The 21,957-nt window shown below is 55.4% G+C and carries 16 protein-coding genes; 5 read left to right on the top strand and 11 right to left on the bottom strand.

Features of this window, described 5'->3' with window-relative positions:
* Positions 1 to 29 precede the first annotated feature (29 nt).
* From addA to tsaE, 5 genes are read right to left on the bottom strand one after another with little or no spacing between them, the layout of a single operon-like run.
* The gene (addA, locus tag TH30_RS02945; protein WP_114096570.1) at positions 30 to 3,494 is read right to left on the bottom strand and encodes a double-strand break repair helicase AddA; all 3,465 of its coding nucleotides are present in this window, start codon (positions 3,492 to 3,494) and stop codon (positions 30 to 32) included.
* On the bottom strand, positions 3,491 to 6,652 hold the full coding sequence (gene addB / locus TH30_RS02940; RefSeq protein ID WP_114096569.1) for a double-strand break repair protein AddB: 3,162 nt from the start codon (positions 6,650 to 6,652) through the stop codon (positions 3,491 to 3,493). Before addB ends, addA begins: the two co-directional genes overlap by 4 nt.
* Positions 6,652 to 7,413, bottom strand: coding sequence for a nucleotidyltransferase family protein (locus TH30_RS02935; protein WP_114096568.1), 762 nt, complete (start codon positions 7,411 to 7,413; stop codon positions 6,652 to 6,654). The genes addB and TH30_RS02935 overlap by 1 nt, the downstream gene beginning before the upstream one ends.
* Positions 7,410 to 8,534, bottom strand: coding sequence for an aminoglycoside phosphotransferase family protein (locus tag TH30_RS02930; RefSeq protein WP_114096567.1), 1,125 nt, complete (start codon positions 8,532 to 8,534; stop codon positions 7,410 to 7,412). The genes TH30_RS02935 and TH30_RS02930 overlap by 4 nt, the downstream gene beginning before the upstream one ends.
* A complete protein-coding gene (gene tsaE / locus TH30_RS02925) occupies positions 8,531 to 9,007 on the bottom strand; it encodes a tRNA (adenosine(37)-N6)-threonylcarbamoyltransferase complex ATPase subunit type 1 TsaE (protein WP_114096566.1) in 477 nt (158 codons plus the stop codon). Before tsaE ends, TH30_RS02930 begins: the two co-directional genes overlap by 4 nt.
* Before the next feature lie 253 nt (positions 9,008 to 9,260).
* Here tsaE and TH30_RS02920 point away from each other — a divergent pair, with 253 nt between their 5' ends.
* Positions 9,261 to 10,283, top strand: coding sequence for an NAD(P)/FAD-dependent oxidoreductase (locus TH30_RS02920; RefSeq protein WP_181850139.1), 1,023 nt, complete (start codon positions 9,261 to 9,263; stop codon positions 10,281 to 10,283).
* A 39-nt stretch (positions 10,284 to 10,322) separates the two neighbouring features.
* On the top strand, positions 10,323 to 10,721 hold the full coding sequence (locus TH30_RS02915) for a GFA family protein (RefSeq protein WP_114096564.1): 399 nt from the start codon (positions 10,323 to 10,325) through the stop codon (positions 10,719 to 10,721).
* A 6-nt stretch (positions 10,722 to 10,727) separates the two neighbouring features.
* On the opposite strand, the gene TH30_RS02910 is transcribed toward TH30_RS02915, so the two are convergent.
* The gene (locus TH30_RS02910) at positions 10,728 to 11,186 is read right to left on the bottom strand and encodes a heme-degrading domain-containing protein (protein ID WP_114096563.1); all 459 of its coding nucleotides are present in this window, start codon (positions 11,184 to 11,186) and stop codon (positions 10,728 to 10,730) included.
* Between the two features lie 141 nt (positions 11,187 to 11,327).
* Positions 11,328 to 13,133: a translation elongation factor 4 gene (gene lepA / locus TH30_RS02905; protein ID WP_114096562.1), complete on the bottom strand. Its 1,806-nt coding sequence runs from the start codon at positions 13,131 to 13,133 to the stop codon at positions 11,328 to 11,330.
* A 542-nt stretch (positions 13,134 to 13,675) separates the two neighbouring features.
* Here lepA and TH30_RS02900 point away from each other — a divergent pair.
* A complete protein-coding gene (locus TH30_RS02900; RefSeq protein WP_114096561.1) occupies positions 13,676 to 15,724 on the top strand; it encodes a sensor histidine kinase in 2,049 nt (682 codons plus the stop codon).
* A 150-nt stretch (positions 15,725 to 15,874) separates the two neighbouring features.
* Positions 15,875 to 16,348 carry a hypothetical protein gene (locus tag TH30_RS02895; protein ID WP_114096560.1) on the top strand — a complete coding sequence of 158 codons (474 nt, stop codon included), beginning with the start codon at positions 15,875 to 15,877 and terminating at the stop codon, positions 16,346 to 16,348.
* Between the two features lie 126 nt (positions 16,349 to 16,474).
* On the opposite strand, the gene pheT is transcribed toward TH30_RS02895, so the two are convergent.
* The 4 genes from pheT to rpmI all read right to left on the bottom strand — a co-directional run bounded on the left by pheT (position 16,475) and on the right by rpmI (position 20,644).
* Positions 16,475 to 18,883 carry a phenylalanine--tRNA ligase subunit beta gene (pheT, locus tag TH30_RS02890; protein WP_114096559.1) on the bottom strand — a complete coding sequence of 803 codons (2,409 nt, stop codon included), beginning with the start codon at positions 18,881 to 18,883 and terminating at the stop codon, positions 16,475 to 16,477.
* Positions 18,884 to 18,887: 4 nt separating this feature from the next.
* Positions 18,888 to 19,958: a phenylalanine--tRNA ligase subunit alpha gene (gene pheS / locus TH30_RS02885; RefSeq protein WP_114096558.1), complete on the bottom strand. Its 1,071-nt coding sequence runs from the start codon at positions 19,956 to 19,958 to the stop codon at positions 18,888 to 18,890.
* 114 nt (positions 19,959 to 20,072) lie between these two features.
* Complete coding sequence (rplT, locus tag TH30_RS02880; RefSeq protein ID WP_114096557.1) at positions 20,073 to 20,429, bottom strand: 50S ribosomal protein L20; 357 nt, start codon at positions 20,427 to 20,429, stop codon at positions 20,073 to 20,075.
* A 17-nt stretch (positions 20,430 to 20,446) separates the two neighbouring features.
* Entirely contained in the window at positions 20,447 to 20,644 is a 198-nt protein-coding gene (gene rpmI / locus TH30_RS02875; RefSeq protein WP_044829755.1) for a 50S ribosomal protein L35, read from the bottom strand.
* Positions 20,645 to 20,897: 253 nt separating this feature from the next.
* Between rpmI and TH30_RS02870 the strand changes: the two genes are divergently transcribed.
* Positions 20,898 to 21,857 (top strand): AEC family transporter, encoded by a 960-nt coding sequence (locus tag TH30_RS02870; RefSeq protein ID WP_147251916.1) that lies wholly within the window; start codon positions 20,898 to 20,900, stop codon positions 21,855 to 21,857.
* Positions 21,858 to 21,957 lie beyond the last annotated feature (100 nt).

Raw genomic sequence — 21,957 nt, 5'->3', positions numbered from 1 at the left:
ATGCCTTGTGTTCTGCAGAGTCGATTAGATTAGCTAAATGTCAGAATATGATCGGGAAGTTCGACCATCCATGGTCCGTTTGTCCAAAGAATGAAACAACGCACCTTTTTTCCCGGATACATTTGCGCCAGTGCCGCACGGTAAATCGACATCTGTCGACGATAGGCGCGTGGCGTTCCTTCGACATCACGCGGCGGCGGACGATTGGTTTTATAATCCACAATCATCACATCATCATCCCGCACGACAAGCCGGTCAATCTGGGCTGAAACAACATCCCCGCCGACAATCCCGACCAGTGGCACCTCGGCCCGTGATCCGGATGCAAAGACCGGGGCGAAGTCCGGATTGTTGAAAATGGCGATGGTTTCATCGGCAATCTCGGCTTGCTGATCGGCTTCAAGTGCGTGAACGGGTTGGGCCAAAAAACGCTCCGCAGCTATACGGCGCGCATCAATGGGCAAGTCTGGCAACAATTCCAGAAGCTTGTGAATTAAAATTCCACGCTTGAAGCTTTGCCCCTGATCCCCGCCCAATGGCGATTGAACAGCGGGTTCTTCCTCAAGCGGGCGACTTGGTGCCAGTGGTTTGGGCGGAAAGGCCTCTTCGGGGGCAATATTGCGGATCAGGCTGCGCCTGAGTTTTTGTTGACTATCCGAAACGATATCGACTTTATCCGGCTTTGGCAGCTCGGACTGATCGGTTTCCCAAATCCAGCCTTCCCCGTCCCAACCAGACCCTGAATAGGTTGCCAGATCAATCCGGGCGGGTTTGGCGTAGCCTTCCATCGCCTGCTGGCACAGATTGTACCAGCAATGTTCGGGTGCCTTGCGCCGTCCTTGCCAGCCACAGATATAAAGCCGATCTTCCGCACGGGTCAGGGCGACATAGAGCAGGCGGTTATATTCCTGATCGCGCTTGACCGCGATGGCATCGCGCAGACGTGACACTACATCGGTTTCCAGTGCCACGCGCGGCAACCAGAACATCAGATTCTTGTCTTCCTGCCAGAACAGGTTCGGGGCCTGTGTCGGGACCTGCATGGTATCGGGCAGGAACACAATCGGCGCCTGAAGGCCCTTTGCCCCATGCACCGTCATGATGCGGACTTCATCACGTCCGCTTTGTTCAAGGTCACGCTTGATTTCCGCATCACCGGCCATCAGCCAGTGCAGGAAACCTTGCAAGGTCGGGGCATGATCGGCCTCATAGCCCATGGCAAGGTTCAGGAATTCGTCAATCGGGTCATTGGCCTCGATCCCCAAACGCCCGACCAGACGGGCACGGGCACCGCGCGCATCCTCGCCACGACCACCCAGCAATTCGGCATAAAGCTCAAACGGGCGCTCGTAATCCACCCGGCCAAGCCATTTGAACAGAAACGCGTAAGCACGGGCAAAGATTGAACCCTCATCCACCGCGCCTGCCTTTTCACGCAACGCATGCCAAAGGGTTCTGGGACGGTTATGGGCGATTTCAAACAACTGATCATCATCAAGCCCGACCAGCGGACTTTTAAGCAATTCCGCCAATGTCAGATCATCTTCGGGCATCAACAGGAAGCGGCCAAATGCCACAAGGTCCATCACTGCAAGCTGATCGGTGATCTGCATACGGTCGACACCTGCGACCGGAACGTTGCGCTCCTTAAGCGCCTTGACGACCTCGTCAACGAAGGCAGTACGACGGCGCACCAGGATCATGAAATCGCCCGCCCTCACCGGGCGACCACGCGATGTCAGGATTTCCTTTTCATCAATCGCATGACGAATACGCCCAGCAATCACCCGCGCCAGACGGATTTCCGGGTCTTCGAGACGCACGATCCGGGTTGGTGGCGTCCAGGGGTCTTCGGATGCACGTTCCTGTGGTTCCACGGCGGGCCAAAGCTCAATCCGGCCGGCCTGCCCGACACGAAACGGACTATGGGCGACATCCGCACCATCATCGCCAACGCCCTGCCTTGCCACCGGTCCGGCAAAGACACGGTCGACCGTGCCCAACACCGCATCGGTAGAACGGAACGAGATATTCATTGGAACTTCGCGCCAAACGGCGGCGATTTCAGTTGCCCGCTCCCGGAAATAACGACGCATTTCGGCGAACTTTTCCGGATCAGCGCGCTGGAAGCTGTAAATAGATTGTTTCGTATCCCCAACGGCAAAGATAGTGCGCGGTTTTTCGGCGTGACGCGCAGCATCTTCAAAGAAAACATCTGCCAGAATACTGACGACTTTCCACTGCTCCGGGTTGGTATCCTGCGCCTCGTCAATCAGGATGTGATCAAGGCCTTCGTCGAGTTTGAACAACACCCAACTGGCCATTTTACTGTGCTGTTCAAGCAGTCCCAGACTGGTCAGGATCAGGTCATCATAATCAAGACGGGCATGAAGCGCCTTTTTGGTGGCATAGCGATCAAGCATCGCATTGCCGATGGTGATCAGGGCCGATGTCGCGCCTGCCATGGCCGCGGCCTTGCGTTGACGGTCAATTTCGATCAGACGTGCGCATTCCTGTTCAAGTGCATCAGCCCCCATCGGATGATTTTCAGCCGCTGTCTTGGTGATCAGTTTGGCGCGCGGTTCGCCCGCGGTAGTGAAGAACACGCTGCGATAATCACTAAACACCGCAAGCCGGTCTTCGACCGTGGTTTTTTCCAGAAACTGCGCGAGCGCAGGCACACGGGCCTGATCGGTTTTGGTTCCGGCTTCAAGCGCGGCAAGACCGCGCATCAGACCATCGCGATCAAAGGCATCATCAGACAGCGCCTTGGCAAGAATCGCTTCCTCGCTCAATCCGACCGGCACGCCAAGCGCCTTATAGACCGCATCGCGCATCCGGTTTGCGCCGCCCAGATTGGCCAGCATCCGTTTAAGACGCCCGCGTTCACGGGCCAGTTCGCCCATCACTTCACCAAAGGCACCTTCGCGCACCTGACCGGTCACCACCGACAGCGCCTTGGCCAGATCTTCATCGCGCCCGGTTCGGGCAAAGGCCAGAACTTCTTCCTGCACATCGGCCATGGTTTCGGCCGCTGTGCGGTCATCCATGATTTCGAAATGCGGGGCAAGCCCCGCTTCGAGCGGAAAACGACGCAACAGCGACTGACAGAACGCGTGGATGGTCTGGATTTTCATCCCGCCCGGCGCATCCAGAACGCGGGCAAAGAGCTGACGCGCACGAATGGTTTCATCTGAACCGGGCGATGCCCCGGCGAGATTGGCAAGATCGTCATGAAGTTCGCGATCTTCCATCGTCGCCCAACGGCCCAGCCGTTCATTGACACGGTTGGCCATCTCGGCCGCGGCGGCCTTGGTAAAGGTCAGACACAAAATCCGGTGGGGTTCGGTGCCCGAAAGCATCAAACGCAACACCCGGTCCGAAAGCACCTTGGTCTTGCCCGCACCCGCCGACGCCGACACCCAAACCGATGCATTGGGATCAGATGCGTCGCGTTGCAGGATATTGGGATCAGTACCGCGCATTTCGGTCATGACGGATCCCCTTCCCCAGCATCATGCATATCATCAGTTTCATCGGCATCTTCGCTGCCCATCCATTCCCGCAGGCGCGACAGATGCACATAATCCGAATATTTCGGCGCGTGGTCGGGATGCGGCACGCTGAGGTACGGCGTATCGGGATCGGCGAAGGCCGCCGCCAGACCATTCACCCCGTCAATCGCCTCATGGGCCAGTGCCGCCGGGGTGGTTTTCATGCGTACTGTATTGATCTCGACAATCTCGCCGGCCGGATCACCGCCGGACAGCTTCCAGAATGCCATGCTGGCCGGCGGTCCGGCCGGCACATCGCCAAAGCCACCCTTTTCGGCAATGGCGGCCTCAAGTGGCAATTGCGGGGCAAAGCCATTGGCAACGTCACCCTGACTGGGCGGCGCACCGGTTTTATAGTCAATGATCGCAATCCCGCCATCGCGAAGCTGATCAATGCGGTCGGCACGAGCATAGACCTGAAAACCACTGCTGGTATCAAGGGTGCCTGCCTGTTCAGTATAGGACCTGCGCACCGCATCGCGCCTTGTGGCTTCGGTCTGGATAAACCATTTGGCGATACGTTCAAAACGTGGCCACCAGAATGCCCAAAGCCCCGGACGGGCTGCCAGCGGCTTGAAGACTTCGCGCCCGATGATCAGCAATTCATGTTCCCCATCGGGCGGCAGATGATCGGGATGACGCGCAATGAACTGATCCAGTGCATCATGGATCAGATTACCGTAATCGGCCGCACCGGGATCTTCATCCACCCCGTCAAGCTTGCGCAGGCCCAGAATATGACGGGCATAAATCGCATAGGGGTCACGCATCCATGTTTCGATCTGGGTCACCGACAGGCGTTGCGGACGGGCAGAAACAGGTGGCTTGGGTGCTGGTCGTCCGATCCGGATTTTCATGTCATCGGTCGGCTCATCAAGGGTCTCGGCCAAGGCACGCCAGTCGCTCGCATCGGGTTTTTCCATCAAAACGCCCGATTTCCGAAGAATGTTTTCAATCCGTAACAACCACCGTGACGGCACGGTCGGCGTGCCTTCGATACGCAATGCGCGGGTCATCACCACATCGGGCGAACAGAACAGCTGCTGGAAATCATGGGCCGATTGCCCGACCCGGTGTTCGGGGGCGGGCAGGCCGAATTTGGTCCGCATGGGGCGGCTCATCCATGGATCGGCACCGGCTTCGGGTGGCCAGACACCTTCATTCAGGCCGCCCAGAATGGTCAGATCGGCCTGCTGCATCTGGGCTTCGACCGTTCCCCAGATAAACAGGCGCGGATGTTTGCCATAACGCGGGCGTACCGCGCGATCAGCCATCAATGCATCAAGAAACGCGCCATAACGATTGCCAGGCATCGGCACGAACTCGCCAAGCGCATTAAGCAATTCATGGACGAAATCCGCCAGTGCCTCGCCCGCTTCGCCACGCCACAGACGATCTGCACCGGATTGGGTGTCGCTTGCCGCCAATGCCTCGGCAGCCGTGATATGGCAGCGCAGGGCATGAACCGGTGACAGGGCCTTGTCCGCATTCAGGTCCGAAAGACTTTCAAGACAGGCCGCACAACGCGCCACCAGATCAGATAGCCGATCATGATCATCGCGCAGACGTTCAATTCGGGCGGGTGCACTTTCCGACCCGCTTGCTGTCAGGCGTTCGATCCCCTCGTCACGCCAGCCATCAAGGGCGGTTTGCAAACCATCCAGTCCGGGTCCCGGACGCGCCCCACGCAAGACCTCTTTTTCCAGAAGCCGGGTCAGAACACGGAAGGTTTCTGGCGACAGACCCGCGGCCGACAATGGGTGTTTCAGCAATTCCAGCAACGGAACCGGTGCGAATTCTTCCTGAACCGCACGCACGACAAGACGCAGATAAATGGCAGGCGCCGTGTCATGGAGCGGGATACCCGCCGAGTCATCAATTTCAACTTCCCACCGCCGAAGCTCGGTCGCGACACGGCGCGCCAAACCACGATCCGGGGTTACCAGCGCACAGGTCTTGCCCGGATGTTCAAGGGCCTCGCGCATCATAAGGGCGATTGTGGTTGCCTCTTCACGGGCACCCGAACAGTCCACGCGCAACACACCATCCAGTACATCCGGGCCAAAGCCCGTAATATGACGCCAGTGATGCGTGGTTTTGGCCGGACGCAGGGCTTCGCGGGCCAAACGGCGGCGTTCGATGGTGGCCTCGGTTTCATCTGTCACAGCCGGCCAAAGCAGAACACTGTCGGCGTGTCGTCCGATATGGCGCAATGTCTTGCCCAGCAAATGCTGCGGATGGGTGGCGTCTTCGCGGATGGCGGCCCAGTCTTCGTGCGTAAGTCCCTTCATCAGGCCGGGCAGAACCACCCGCCCCATCGGCATCCCGAGAACCGCACGCATCAAATCGCGCAATGCCGGGAACGGACCGGTCGACCCGACAATCAGCACCGGAGTTTGCGGCGGATTGGCCGCCCAAAGATCAATCTGCGCCTTGATCAGGGCATTTCGACGCATCGCCCGGTCACTAACATCCTGTGACGCCAGAATACCCGGCCAGTGCAGGGTCAGGATTTGCAGGAACTCAAGGGTCAGTTGCCAGTGTTCGGCGAATTCTTCGGGCACCAGTCCTTCGAGGTCATCAAAGGCACAGTTTTCCGTCTGTACCTGATCGAGAAAACGAGCAAGCTCGCCTGCCAACCGGGCTGCCTGATCGGCGGTCGGTTTTTCACCGCGATGATCGGGCCGGTTCATGATCAAACGAGTCAAAAGCAGTTTTCGTTGCAGATCCGGAATGGCAGGTTGGAGGTCAAGAGCCGCCTGCTCCCCACCCGCGCCATAGATCGCCAGTTCATCCTCATCCGCCTCGCCAAGTGGCCGGATGGTCGGAAGCAACGTGACCGCCCCGTTTGATTGCCGCAGGAAGGCATCGCGCATGACCTTGGCCGAACGACGGTTGGGCACCATCAAAACATAATCAGGCAACGCATCAGGCTGATCAGCCGTTTCAGCCATCAGCTGTTTGGCAATCAGATCGGCAAAGGCTTCGCCAGGCGGGATAAAGAACAGATTTTGACGGAGCGCATCTTGGACGCCAAACGGGTCCGCGCCATCGTCGGGATATTCCGGTGCGTCCATGTAATCAAACAGGTCCGCCATTACTTGCCCCCGGATGTGGCTTGTTTGCTGCGCTCAATTTCAAGCGCCTTGGCTATCACCGGTTCGGATTCCGAAACCGCTTCGGGCGTGCCGATATGGAAATACCCGCCATCATGGACAAGCCCGTAACACCGCCCGCACGCCAGCGCCTTGTCATAGATAACATTCAGCGAAAAGGCCCCGTCGGGCGTGTTTTCAAACAGACGCGGCGACAGGACCTGCACGCCGGTAAAGAAATAGGGCGCGCTTGCTGCTTCCCCGCGACGTTTCAACCGCCCGTCGACTTGCCAAAAGAAATCACCAGCACCGTCATAGCCATACCCGTCCGCCACCGGATGAATTGCCAGAAGCGCATCCATATGGTCGGGATCAAAGGCGCTGATCATACGATCAAACAAGGCATCCCGCCCCTCGGTCCAGAAGACATCGGCATTGGCAATCAGGATGGCATCACGGTCCAGCATCGGCAGGGCCTTTTTGACCCCGCCGCCGGTTTCCAGAAGGTCGGCTTCGGGCGATGTGATGACCATGGGTGCTGCCCGTGTCGCGACGTGATCGACAATCATCTGGCCAAGGTAATGACAATTCACTACCGCCTGATCAAATCCGGACGCGGCAAGCTTATCAAGCACATGATCAAGCATCGGCTTGCCCGCCACCGGCACCAGTGGTTTGGGCATATTATCGGTAATCGGGCGCATCCGTTTGCCAAGTCCGGCGGCCAGTACCATTGCCTGTGCGCTTTTTGGGGTGCCGGTCATGAATGCGCCTCGCGGGTTAAATCTGTTGTGGTCTTTGCAAGATCTGGGGCCTTGCGCGCCGGATCGGGGATATGGGTTTGCACCCATTCTTCGAGTGCGGGCAAATGATCGGCTGCCCCGCGCAGGATTAATTCCCAGCAACGCGGGATATAATCAAAATAACGGGTTTTCCCCGCCTTGACCGCAAGCCAGCCGAACCGGCCCAAAATGCGGAAATTGCGCACCATCGAGGTCGCGACATAAGACATTTCGAATCCAGAACGATCAATGTCGGGGAAAGCCGCCAGATAGAACTGCTTCATCCGGGCTTCAAGGTCCGGGCCGATATCATGGCGGACATCGCGCAGAAGCGAGACCAGATCATAGGGCCGCGTGGCAATTGCCGCGTCCTGAAAATCAATGATGCCGCAATCATCCCCACCATCGCCATTTTCAACCAGCATCAGGTTATCGACATGATAATCGCGATGAATGATCACCTCGCCCGCCTGCCAGCACATTGGCAGCACTTCATCAAGCAACCGGTCAAATGCCGTAATCGCCGCAATACGCTTGCCCTCGTCACCGATGATCAGTGGCAAATAGTCGTTCTTGAAACTGGCCAGCATCTTGCGGAAATTATCCGGGCCATATTGCACCAGCCCGCAATTCGCCATCCCGCCTTCATCACAAAACCGGTGCAGGGTGATCAGTTGTTCGACCGCACGCAGGTAAAGCCCGTCCTGACCTGTGCCATCCATGATGCCACCCGCCTGAAGCGCACGGGTAAAGGTGATATCACCAAAATCCTCGATCAGGACCAGACCGCGTTTTTCATCCGAGGCGTGGATTTCCGGCACCCGCCAGCCCGCACGTTCAAACAGCGCCGTTGTGTGAAGAACCGGGGCAACCGATGCCTGGCGTTCGGGATCATCATAAATCCCGTGCGGATCGACATGAATCTCGTATGGCGGGAAATCCATCAAAAGGGCCGTGTCATGACGGCGTTCAAGACGGAAATATTTGCGCGCCGACGCATCATCGACAAGGGGCGAGACCTGTGCATTCTGCCAGCCACAGGACACCAGAAAATCCTGGCGTTCGAAATTGCGACGTTCCTGATCGGGGGTTGCGCGGCTCATGCCTGATCCCTTGACAACTGATCAATGCGTTTAATCCAGTCATCCCCGCTTGGCTCAAGGATAAACACCCGCCCATCAGGGTTCGATCCGGGTTCGATATGAATATCAAGCCGGTTTTCCGGGGTCAGATATTCCAGCCGGTCGGGCCATTCAATCAGGCTGACGGCGTCGGCAAAGGCATCCTCGATATCCAGTTCATGGATTTCTTCGGGATCGGACAGGCGATAGAGATCAAAATGCCAGACCGGCAGACGATCAAGCTCGTAAATCTGGACCAGCGTGAAGGTCGGGCTTGGGACTTCTTCATGGGGGTTATTGGCAACCGCACGGATAAAGGCCCGGCAAAACGCACTTTTCCCCATCCCCAATGTGCCATGCATCAGGATGACATCGCCGGGTTTGGCGACGGCTGCAAGTTGGGCGGCAAGGGCTTCGGTCCCGGTTTGATCGCTGACAGTGACTGTCTTGCTCATGATGTCCGTTTATCGATTTGGCGACAGGATGCGTTTATGTCCTCTTTTGTAGGGTGTGAAGCCCACCATTCGCAATGATTTTACGTGGTCGTGATCAGGCACACAGCATTTCCAGCCAAACAACCCGAATTCGCCCGGTTTACATTGCGATATATGCCCCCAGATGTTATTTCGCGATGAACAGATTTCCCGCACACCGCCGGGCCGAAGATCGAACCGAGCCCAAATTTGATTTTATTTGGATGGAATGAATATGTCAGACGCATCACACAGCACAGATATTGCCATTATTGGCGCAGGCCCGGTTGGGCTTTTTGCGGTTTTCGAAGCCGGTATGCTGGGGCTTAAATCCCATGTGGTTGATGCGCTTGAAATGGTCGGCGGCCAGTGCAGCGCGCTCTATCCGGAAAAGCCGATTTTTGACATCCCGGCCCATCCGCACATTGCCGGTCAGGACCTGATTGACCAGCTTGCCAAACAGGCGGAACCGTTTGAACCGACCTATCATCTGGGCCAGCAGGTCATCAAACTTGAAAAACGCGATGATGGCCGTTTCACGCTTGAAACCAATACCGGCACGGTCATTGATGCGGGTGCGGTTGTAATTGCCGCAGGCTGCGGGGCCTTTGGCCCGAACAAGCCCCCGATGGAGGGCCTCGAAGATTACGAAGGGTCGGGTGGCGTTCAGTATTACGTCAAACGTCGTGCCGATTTCGCAGGCAAGAAAGTCGTGATTGCCGGTGGCGGTGATTCGGCCGTTGACTGGGCATTGTCGCTTCATGACGTGGCTGAAAAAGTCATGGTCGTGCACCGTCGCCCGAAATTCCGTGCAGCACCCGATAGCAGCGCAAAGCTTCAGGCACTGGCAGAAGCTGGCAAGATCGAAATGGTCATCCCCTATCAGCTTAAGGGCCTTAAGGGCGAAAATGGACAGCTTTCCCACGTTGTTGTCGCAACGCTTAAGGGCGAAGAGCTCGAACTTGAAGCCGACCATCTTCTGCCGTTCTTTGGCCTTGCCATGGAGCTTGGCCCGATTGCCGATTGGGGACTGAACCTTGATAAAAACCATATCGGTGTGACCCAGGCGACCATGCAGACGTCGGTTCCCGGCATCTTTGCGATTGGCGATATCGCGACCTATGAGCACAAACTGAAACTGATCCTGTCGGGCTTTGCCGAAGGGGCCAGCGCGATCCATGCCGCACGTTCCTATCTGTTCCCGGACAAGGAATTCCACTTCGAATATTCGACCACCACGGGTGTTCCCAACGAATAATCGAAGCCCGTCATAGCCTGTATTTAAGGAAAGCGCACCATGACCACAAACAAACCGACCCATTCCGGCGGATGTCTTTGTGGCGCGGTGCGCTTTGTTGCTTCCGGTGATCCAATTGGCGGCAATCATTGCCATTGCGGCATGTGCCGCAAGGATAGCGGTTCGGGTGTTTCAAGCTTTGTCTGCTTTCCGACCAGTGCCGTCACATGGAATGGCATGCCAACCGATTATGAAAGCTCGCCCGGTAAGTTCCGTGGATTTTGCCCGAAATGCGGATCAAGCCTGACCTGGCGGAATGGTGCCAAAGACAGCGAGATTGATTTCCGCCTTGGCAGTTTTGATGACCCCCGTCCGTTCAAGGCCCGCAAACATCTGTGGATGAGCACCGCCCTTGAAAGCTTTGCCGGAATTGATCCCGACATCGAACATCTCGACTGAGTTCGATCAGATCGAAACGCCAAGATGTTTGGTCAGAACATCGACAATCATGCCGTGATCTTCGTGTGATGCCAGCCCCGAAACTGTAATGGCGCCAATCACCCCGACACCGGCAACCCGGATCGGAAAGCTGCCGCCATGATCGGCAAAATCGGCGAAATCAACCCCGTGATCGGCAAGGGTTTTGCCCTTGGCCTTAAGCGCCAGCCCGAAACGCATCGAACTTTCATGTTCGCGCAAGGTCAGATTGCTTTTGCGCCGCGCCCAAGAATCATTGGCCGGCTTGGCACCCGGAAGGGCTGCATGAAACAGTGTGCGGTCCGGGGTGCGGATATCAATTACCACCGGGGCGTTTTGCGTCTTTGCCACCGCAAAGAGTTTGGTACCAATCGCCCAAGCTGTATCCTCATCAAAGCGATCAAAGATCAGTTTTGCTTCCTGTCTGGCGAGAAGGTCGAGATCCATGGAAGGCTCCTTGGGCAGATATGTCGCAAAGTGTCGGTTTGAACCATCCATACCCCAGCAAAAGGGATACTGGAAACAGCAAAGAAAAAAGGCTGCATCAACAATATGATACAGCCTTTGTTTCGATATCGTAATTTCGGTCTATTTTTCGTCGCCCATCTTGAGCGCATTGATAAAGGCCGACTGCGGAATTTCGACCTTGCCGAACTGACGCATCTTTTTCTTACCGGCCTTCTGTTTTTCCAGAAGTTTACGTTTACGCGAAACGTCACCGCCGTAACATTTTGCCGTCACGTCCTTACGGAGTGCTGATACGGTTTCACGGGCAATCACCTTGCCACCGATGGCGGCCTGAATGGCGATACGGAACATCTGACGCGGGATCAGGTCTTTGAGACGCTTGCAGATCTCGCGACCACGATATTCAGCCGCCGACCGGTGCACCATCAGCGCCAGCGCATCGACCGGTTCCTCGTTCACAAGGATGGAAACCTTGACCAGATCGCTTTCGTCATAACCGGCAATCTCGTAATCGAAGCTTGCATAGCCGCGCGAAATCGATTTCAGACGGTCATAGAAGTCAAAGACAACTTCGTTAAGCGGCAGTTTGTAAACCGCCATTGCACGGTTACCGACATAGGTCAGATCAAGCTGGATACCACGACGTTCGGTGCAAAGGGTCAGAATACCGCCAAGATATTCGTCCGGAACCATGATCGATGCCTTGATCCACGGTTCTTCAATCGTCTTGACCTTGGTGACGTCGGGGAAATCTGCCGGGTTATGCAGCAGGATTTCTTCGCCCTTGGTCATGGTGATCTTGTAGGAAACCGACGGTGCCGTCGTGATCAGATCAAGCTCGAACTCGCGTTCCAGGCGTTCCTGAATGATTTCAAGATGCAGAAGACCAAGGAAACCACAGCGGAAACCAAGTCCAAGTGCGGTCGAGTTTTCCGGTTCGAACTGGAAGGACGCGTCATTGAGATGCAGCTTTTCAAGCGCATCGCGCAGCACTTCATATTCGCTGGTATCAACCGGGAAAATACCACAGAACACCACCGGAATGGACGGTTTGAAACCGGCCAGCGGCTTGGCGCAGGGGCGTTTTTCTTCGGTAATGGTGTCACCGACTTCGCATTCGGCAACGGTTTTCATACCGCAGTTGATAAAGCCAACCTCGCCCGGGCCCAGTTCATCAAGCGCCAGCGGTTTTGGCGTAAAGACACCAACACGTTCAATCGTGTGGCTGACCTTGGCGTTCATGAAGCGGACTTTCTGCCCTTTTTTGAGCGTCCCTTCCTTCACACGCACCAGAATCATCACGCCGAGATAGGTGTCATACCAGCTATCAACCAGCAAAACTTCAAGCGGCGCGGTCGCATCACCGGTCGGTGCCGGCAGACGATGAACCAGTGCTTCGAGCACATCGGGAACGCCAAGACCAGTCTTGGCTGAAATCATCACCGCATCTGACGCATCAATGCCGATCACTTCCTCGATCTGTTCCTTGACCTGGTCGGGTTCGGCCGCCGGAAGGTCAACCTTGTTCAGGACCGGAACGATTTCGTGGTTATTTTCAATCGCCTGATAAACGTTGGCCAGTGTCTGTGCTTCTACGCCTTGCGCAGCATCGACCACCAGAAGCGATCCTTCGCACGCGGCAAGCGAGCGCGACACTTCATAGGCAAAGTCAACGTGGCCGGGCGTATCCATCAGATTGAGCGTATATTCCTGCCCATCCTTGGCGGTATATTTGAGACGCACGGCCTGCGATTTGATGGTGATGCCACGTTCACGTTCGATATCCATCGAATCGAGAACCTGATCGGCCATTTCACGTTCGGTCAGGCCACCGGTCAACTGGATCAGACGATCGGCCAGGGTCGATTTACCGTGGTCAATATGCGCGATGATCGAAAAGTTACGAATGTTCTTAAGGTCAGTCATTTTGGCTGCTTCTGGCACTAAAATTGGCTGGCATTTCGCCGCGTGGCACATTTGTTTCGAAACGGTGTGATCACCCGAACCGGGCTGATACGTTCGGCGCAATCAGCAAGCTGTCCTGTTGCGTTCCGCCCCGGTCTGCGCACCCAAAGGCCGCGACTCAGAGGCCGGATCACATCCGATTGCCGGACTGGCATGAACAGGAAAACCCGCCTTGCGTGATCGCCATATCATTCGGAAAACTGTCTTTTCAATTTCCCGGATCAATCACCAGCGGGTTTATAGGGGTTTTTGCCCGGAATTAGAAGCGTTGTGTTGTGTTTCGCCCCCAACGAATTCACATGTCTGGCACGCAGGCCTTTTGATCAAACCGGTGCCGATTGGTACCAAACACATCAAAGAACTGCCAAACTGGCGTGGATAAACACTTTTTCTTGGTTTGCCCCCATGAATTCATCTGTTTGTCATCTTTTCAACCACACGAAAAGAACATAGGTTTCAAGGGTGGAAACCGGAAACCATCCTGACAGGGATACGCTGAAAACATGTTCATGACATCCATCGAGCCATCCCTGTCCCAGCGCAGTCTGGTTAAACTGCGCAAAAGGCTCGCAGCCCTGACCCTGACGGGCGTGTTTGTCTTGCTGTTTTCGTTCTTCTTTATTCAGAAAACGCTTTATGACAGTGCAGTTGATCACGCCCGCGCCGAGCTTGAGGCAACGGCATATCGGCTTGGTCTGATGCTGTTTCAGCATCAGGATATCGATCTGCAACAGATTGTTGATGACAATTCCACCATCACCATCGGCGTCCTTGATGAAGAATTTCATCAGATCAAGGGCTTTATCCCGCCACATCTGATTGGTGATCTGTCGGACTTTATTCGCGAACAAAAAGCTGATCGTGCGTCCCTGCTATGTGTTCACAATCAGCAGGTCATGATCTTGGCTTACAGCAAGCTTCATGACATTGACCGTATTGTTGTTGCCTATACCCCGCGCAGTGTGATGATGGAAAACTGGCGTCAGGCCATCATTTTGCATGCCCTGATGTTTGTCATGGCGCTGGTCATCATGAGCGGCCTGTCATTCTGGCTGTGGCAGCGCCTGAAACGCCAGCATCTGCGTGCGATCAATCTGACCGAGCATTTCAGCGAAACCGAAAACACCCTGTCACAATGCGGCTGTGCGGTGATCAGCTGGCCGGTTGACAGCAAGGATGGAAAGCTCAGCACCCAGTTGAACTGGCCGGAAATCCTTGGCCCGACTGACGAGACAGTGCGTCCGTTAATGACCGACTTCCTTGATCGTCTTTCACCGTCATCGCGCGCGAAGCTCAAAGGCCCACTGATTGATAACAACTGGCCGACCGAACGGATCGGAGCAATGGTCGATCTTCGGGTTACCGCCCAGCAGTCACAGCGTTTTTATCTGATGGCGCAACGCCTTAAGGATAATGACGCCGACATCATTTCCGTGCTGCTTCTGGAAACTGCCGAGCAACAGGAATTATGCCATCCGTTTGAGACCTATCTTCGGCATACACCGGAACCATCAATTGCCGTTGATCAGGATGGCATTTTGCGTGGATTCAGCCCGGCACTTGAAGAGCTGATTGGTCCGAAACTTCATGACCTGACCGGCATGAATTTCTTTAACCTGTTCGAACACGAAGACCAGCAATCGGCGATGACAGCCTTTGGCCAGAGCGGCGGGCCCATCATGATCGGGGATGGGCAAACAATCTTGCGGGTACGCCATCATGACGGATCGGTACGCTGGCTGGCCTGGCGGGGTATTGGGCCGATTGACGGCATGACCTTTGCCAGTGCACGTGACGTGACCGAGTTTGTCGAGAATGCCAACAAGCTACGCGATACCCTTGATCAGCTTAAACGCAGCAACGAGGATCTTGAACAATTCGCCTATGTCGCGTCTCACGACTTGCAACAACCCCTTCGCATGGTGGCAAGCTATACCCAGCTTCTCAAACGTCGTTATGGCGGCACGCTTGATCAGGAAGCTGACGAATATATCGATTATGCGGTTGATGGCGCCAAACGGATGCACAAGCTGATCAGCCATCTGCTTGAATATGCCAAAACCGGCACCAGCGAAGACCTTACCGAGATTGATTGCAACCTTGTTCTCAACGAGGCACAGGCAGACCTTAAGGCCGTGATCAGCCAGGAACACGCGACAATCACCCATGATGATCTGCCCACGATCAAGGGGGACCGGATCGCCCTTTCGCGCCTGTTCCAGAATCTTCTATCCAACGCCATCAAATATCGCCGCCCGGGAGTCCCCCCGCATATTGAAATTACGGTCGAACCCGATCCGGTACTGGGCGACTTCTGGCGGTTTTCGGTTCGGGACAACGGGATTGGCATCCATCCGGAACATGCACAACGCATTTTCCGCCTGTTCCAGCGCCTGCATAAAGACGAGTTTTCCGGAACCGGGCTTGGATTATCGCTGTGTCGCAAGATTGTCGAACAGCATGGCGGACGCATCTGGCTTGATACCAGCCGCCCGGTCAGCGATCCGGGCACAACCATCATTTTTACCCTGCGTGTCAATCGACCCGAATAACCCCCGACCATAACACCCGACCGATCACATCTCGCAGGCAAAGGATCCGTGCACCTTTTGCGAGTCCTGAGTGGCAAGCATATTGCTTGGATAAGCTGGTATCGGAGCAGCCGGGTAAAAGCTGCCCTGTGGTGGCCAAAGGAGTAATGCATGTTCACAATACCCGCCCTATCACGGTCGCGAATATCCGTTCTTGTCACCATGCTGGGCGTGCTCACGCTGGGCGCGTGTGGTTCTGACATGCGGACCATGAATGACAGCCACATGCAAAAGCTGGCCTACTTCTTTGCCAATCACGAACCGGGTGAGCCCTTGCCACGCGGTTGGAGACGCCTTGATGGCGCAGAAATCAATTACCGTTTTGCAAACGAAACATATGCCGTCTATTCCATTGACGAAGACGAACAGCTTCTGGTCATGCATCTTTATGACAATGGCGAAGGCCGCCTTGAAGCCAATGATGATCGCGAAAGGTGCGTGTGGAACACCATGATGGATCAGCTGGCCATCGAATGCGATGACACCGATATGGAATGGCACATCTTTACCAATGGCCCGGACCTGATCGCACTTGATCTTGATGAAGATGAATATGCCATCTTGCGAAAACGCCCCGGTCGGTAAATTTGACCCGGTCGGGCCAGATATATGACCAACCCGTAACTCATCCCAAACAAAAGCGGGCTGCCCCTGGATAGGCTGCCCCTGGATAAGGGCAGCCCGCTTTGTTATCGGGGATGTGGAAGACGCCTAGGCGCGCAACGATCCACCTGTTGCCTTTTCAACCGCATCAACAACCTTTTTGCTGACCGCTTCAATTTCTTCGTCGGTCAGGGTTGCCTTGGTCGGCTGCAAGGTGATCGAGAAAGCGAGTGATTTCTTGCCATCTTCGATACCTTTGCCTGCATAAAGGTCAAAGATTGTAACCTCGGTGATCAGGTTACGGTCTGCACCACGCGCAGCCTTGATGATCGCCTCGGCCTTGACGTCGCTATCAAGCAGGAAGGCAAAGTCACGCTCGACCGACTGGAAGCTTGATGCGTTCAGGGATGGGCGGGCAGTGCCTTTTTTCTTTGGCATCGGAATGTTTTCAACAAACAGTTCGAACGCCACGACACGGCCTTTGACACCCAGCGCCTTGAGCACTTTGGGGTGCAGTTCACCGAAATAGCCAAGAACGTTTTTCGGACCCAGCTGCAGGGCCGCCGAACGACCCGGATGATACCAGGCCGGTGCACCTTCGGTGTTGACCTGAAGGTTTGCGGCATTGGTCCCAAGTGCATCAACCAGTGCTTCGACATCGGCCTTGACGTCAAAGACGTCAACGTCACGACGCGAACCGGTCCAGCTGCGCTGGGTGGTCGAACCTGCACGAAGGCCCGCCGCCACCAGACGCTGATCACCCGGCTGGTCACCAAAGAATTCCGGACCAACCTCAAACAGTGAAAGATCGGCAAAACCGCGAGCCTGATTGCGGCCGGCTGCTGCGATCATGTTGATCAGGGCGTTCGGACGCATGACATCCAGATCGGAACTGATCGGGTTGGCAAGGAACAGGCCTTCCTTGAGTTCGCCAAACAGTTTTGCCCAGCGTGAATCGGTGAAGGACCAGGTCACGGTTTCATAAAGACCACGCGACGCCAGAATGCGACGGGTCAGACCAACACGTTTCTGCATCGGTGACAGAGCCGGGACCGGAAGACTCGTTTCACGTTCAAGCGGAACAGTCGGGATTTTGTCATAACCGACGATACGCAGAACTTCCTCGACCAGATCGGCTTCACCGATGATGTCCGGACGCCAGGTCGGGGCAACAGCGGTAATGACCGGTGCCGAACCACTGACCTCAAAGCCAAGAGCGGTGAGGATTTCAATCGCGCGGTCGGCATCAACAGCAACACCGCCCAGCTCAAGAATCCGGTCGATCCGCAAATCAAAGGCATTGCGCGGATTGGGAACGTCGCCTGCCTTGACGACGTGGGAGACTTCACCCCCACAGATCTCGGTGATCAGATGGGTGGCAACTTCCATGCCCCATGCGACCGACTGCGGATCAACGCCACGCTCGAAACGATAGCGCGCATCGGAATTGACCTGAAGCTTGCGACCGGTTTTGGCGATGCTGATCGGGTCAAACAGTGCGCATTCGACGAAGACATTGACGGTTTCTTGAAGGCAACCGGTTTCTTCACCACCAATGATGCCACCGATGCCAAGTGCCTTTGCCTGATCGGCAATGACAACCATGGAATCGGAAAGCTCGTATTCCTTGTTATCAAGGGCAGCAAGCTTTTCACCGTCGGTCGCGTAACGAACATTGATGTCACCCGACAGTTTGTCGGCATCAAAAACGTGCAGCGGACGGCCAAGATCGTGGGTCACAAGATTAGTGATATCAACCAGCGCCGAAATCGGACGCAGGCCGATGGCCTCAAGACGGGCTTTGAGCCAATCCGGGCTTTCGCCATTTTTCACGCCACGAATATAGCGACCGTAGAATGCTGGAACTGCATTGTTTTCAGCGATCTCGCCGGAAATGGTGACGCCAATCGGGCTGTCAAACGAACCGGCAACCGCTTCCTGACGCGGATCGGCCTTAAGCGTGCCGATGCCTGCTGCTGCCAGATCGCGGGCAATACCGCGCACACCGGTGCAATCGGGACGGTTCGGGGTCAGGCCGATTTCAATGATCGGATCATCAGCACCGAGAACGCCTGCAACCGGCGCACCGATTTCTGCATCTTCGGGCAGTTCGATGATGCCGTCATGGTCTTCACCCAGGCAAAGCTCACGGGTGGAGCACATCATACCCTGGCTTTCGATGCCACGGATCTTGCCCGGCTTCAGCTTGGAACCATCAATCGGAATGATCGCGCCCGGCTGTGCCAAAGCAACCTTAAGACCCGTGCGCGCATTCGGCGCACCACAGACGACCTGGATGATCTTGTCACCGGTATTGACCCGGCACAGTTTCAGGCGGTCGGCATCCGGGTGCTGACCTGCTTCTTCGATATAGGCGACACGAATGTCAGCAAGAGCTGCTGCACGATCAGTGACATTTTCGATTTCAAGACCGATATCGGTCAGTTTTTCGGCAACCACCTTGATCGAAGCATCGGTATCAAGGTGCTGTTTCAGCCAATCAAGTGTGAATTTCATAATCTCAGCCCCTTACCATGTTCGGTACATCCAGCGGCACGAAACCATAATGTTTCAGCCAGCGCAGATCGGTATCGAAGAAGGTGCGAAGATCAGGAATGCCGTATTTCAGCATGGCGATACGTTCGATTCCCATACCAAAGGCAAAGCCCTGATATTCATTGGGGTCCAGACCACAAGCCGCCAAGACGCGCGGATGAACCATGCCGCAGCCCAGAATTTCGAGCCAGTCATCGCCTTCACCAATTTTCAGCTCGCCGCCCTTGCGCGAACAGCCGATATCCATTTCGGCACTCGGCTCGGTGAACGGGAAGAAGCTCGGGCGATAGCGCACCGGCACATCATCAAGTTCGAAATAGGTTTTGACGAACTCAAGCAGGCAGCCCTTCAGATGACCCATATGGGTTTTCTTGTCGATCACCAGACCTTCGACCTGATGGAACATCGGGGTATGTGTCATATCGCTATCGGAACGATAGGTGCGACCCGGCGCGATGATGCGGATCGGCGGAGTTTTGCTCTGCATGGTTCTGATCTGCACCGGCGAGGTATGGGTACGCAGCACAAGGCGCGAGCCATCTTCCTGTTCGGGCAGATAGAAGGTGTCCTGCATTTCACGCGCCGGATGTTCCGGCGGAATGTTAAGCGCAGTAAAGTTATGGAAGTCGTCTTCAACATCCGGCCCTTCGGCCAGAGCAAAGCCCATCTCGCCAAAGATCGAGACAATTTCATCAATCGTCTGGCTGATCGGATGAATACGGCCCGCCGTTTCATCCGGGCGCGATGACAGGGTGACGTCGATCCGTTCACCCGAAAGGCGTGCCTCAAGGGCCGCATCTTCGAGGGCGGTTTTGCGGGTGTCGATTGCGCCTGCTACCTGGTCTTTGACAAGGTTCAGCGTCTGACCAAATTCACGACGCTGATCCGGGTCCATCTTGCCAAGGTTTTTCATAAGGCCGGTAATACGGCCTTTCTTGCCAAGGGCGCTGATGCGGACTTCTTCAAGGGCAGCAAGATCAACTGCCTTTTCGACTTCCGACAGAACCTCTTCGCGCAATGCTTCGATGTTTTCCATAACTTCCGACGCTTTGGCTTGGGTTTAAAAATTACAAAAAGAAAGGGGACGGCCAATATGGCCGCCCCCGATCAAATCAGGCAAGTGCCGATTAAACCTTTTAACAAAGGTTTATTAGCCGAGTGCAGCCTGCGCCTGGGAAACCAGAGCTTTGAAAGCTTCCGGCTCACGTACTGCGATGTCAGCAAGCACCTTGCGGTCCAGTTCAACGCCAGCCTTTTTGAGGCCATTCATGAACTGCGAATAGCTCAGACCGTTCTCACGTGCGCCAGCGTTGATACGCTGGATCCAGAGCGAGCGGAACTGGCGTTTCTTAACGCGACGATCGCGGTATGCATACTGCAGACCTTTTTCCACAGCCTGAACGGCGGTGCGGAAAGTATTGTTGCGGCGACCGCGGTAACCCTTGGCAGCCTTAATAACCTTGCGGTGACGAGCGTGAGAAGTCACGCCCCCTTTTACACGAGCCATTTAACTCTCCTTCAACCTTAACCGTACGGCAGGAATTTTTTGACGATGCGGGCATCTGCGTCACAGAGGATCTCCGTGCCACGAGCCTGGCGCTTCATCTTGGTCGGTTTCGCAGTCAGAAGGTGGCGCTTGTTTGCCACGTTGTGACGGACCTTCCCGCTTGCAGTCAGGCGAAAGCGTTTTTTCGCACTCGATTTAGTCTTCATCTTGGGCATTTTTCTATCCTTGCATAAGCAATGAAAACGAAATCCCCTTCGGCGGCTGGGCATGCCCTGAAGGACCATTACAGTTCTTCCAGCCTCACCACCTGTTTTGGGGACGGGTGGTTATAGACTCCGGGATAGCCTTTTTCAAGGGCCAATTCGCCCCTTTCCCCTTGCATTTTGCGGCCCAGACCCGCCATTGTGCCTTTGTCTGGCATATTTGCCTGTCCGCCCGCATCCCGGTTTCAGCTATCTGACTGATCACATGTCACAAATTACGTCTATCATTCTGCCATTCTTTGCCCTGATCGGCCTTGGCTGGCTCGGCGGGAAATTCAGGATCGTCACGCCTGAAGGCATGCGTGGCATCAATGGGTTCGTCTTTTATTTTGCCCTGCCCGCCCTGTTATTCCGCGCCCTTGCCACCCGTACACCGTCTGAAATCTGGCAACCTGACATCCTTTTGGCCTATGGCGGGGCAACACTGGTTGTTTATGGCCTGACCCGACTGGTTGCAGCCAAATTCTTTGATCTCGACCCAACCAGTCAGACACTGTTTTCCTTTGCCGGAACCATGTCCAATGTCGGCTTTATGGGCTTGCCGCTGATTATCGGTTTGCTGGGCCCCGAGGCCACCGTGCCCCTGATTGTGGCCCTTGCCTTTGACTTGATTGTGATGCTGTCACTTTCGCTTCTTTTACTTGAGGGTGCAAAACATGCGCAGGGCAGAAACTCCCTTGGCAAAATCATTCGCGGAACGCTGACCAATCCGGTCGTTCTGGCCATTATTGCAGGCGTGATTGCCAGTTTGCTTGACCTCAGCTGGCCCGAGGGCGTCGACTATCTGCTTGAATTGCTTGGTCGAAGTGCGGGACCGGCGGCACTCTTTGCCATTGGCGTTGCCCTTGTCGGTCGCCCGATTGCCGAAAAACGGGCAGAGCTTGCTGCAATGTCGATTGCCAAACTAGTGATCCATCCGCTGATTGTTTTTATCGGATTCTATCTGGTCGGGACCGTGACCGGCCTTGAAGCCAAAGCTGTTTTCCTGCTTGCGGCCCTGCCAACAGCGGGCAATGTCTTTGTCGTTGCGACGACTTATGACCGGTATATCGTACGCAGTTCATCGATTGTGCTGGTAACGACAGCCCTTGGTGTCATCACCTTTTCGATCTTCTCGCTGTATATCGATCCGATTATTGCATTGCTTGACAGCGTTGCCCCCTGAACCACAGAAAAGGCGCGACGCTCAAAACTGTCACGACCCGCTCCGCTTGGTCTCGGCGCAATTTTATTTTGCTGATCGCATCGGAAATTGTCGCTTGGCC

Origin of the sequence: Thalassospira profundimaris (assembly GCF_003326795.1) — a bacterium.
Lineage (GTDB): Bacteria > Pseudomonadota > Alphaproteobacteria > Rhodospirillales > Thalassospiraceae > Thalassospira > Thalassospira profundimaris_C.
Note: the sequence above shows the minus strand (reverse complement) of the source record. Positions and strands in the feature narration are given on the sequence as shown.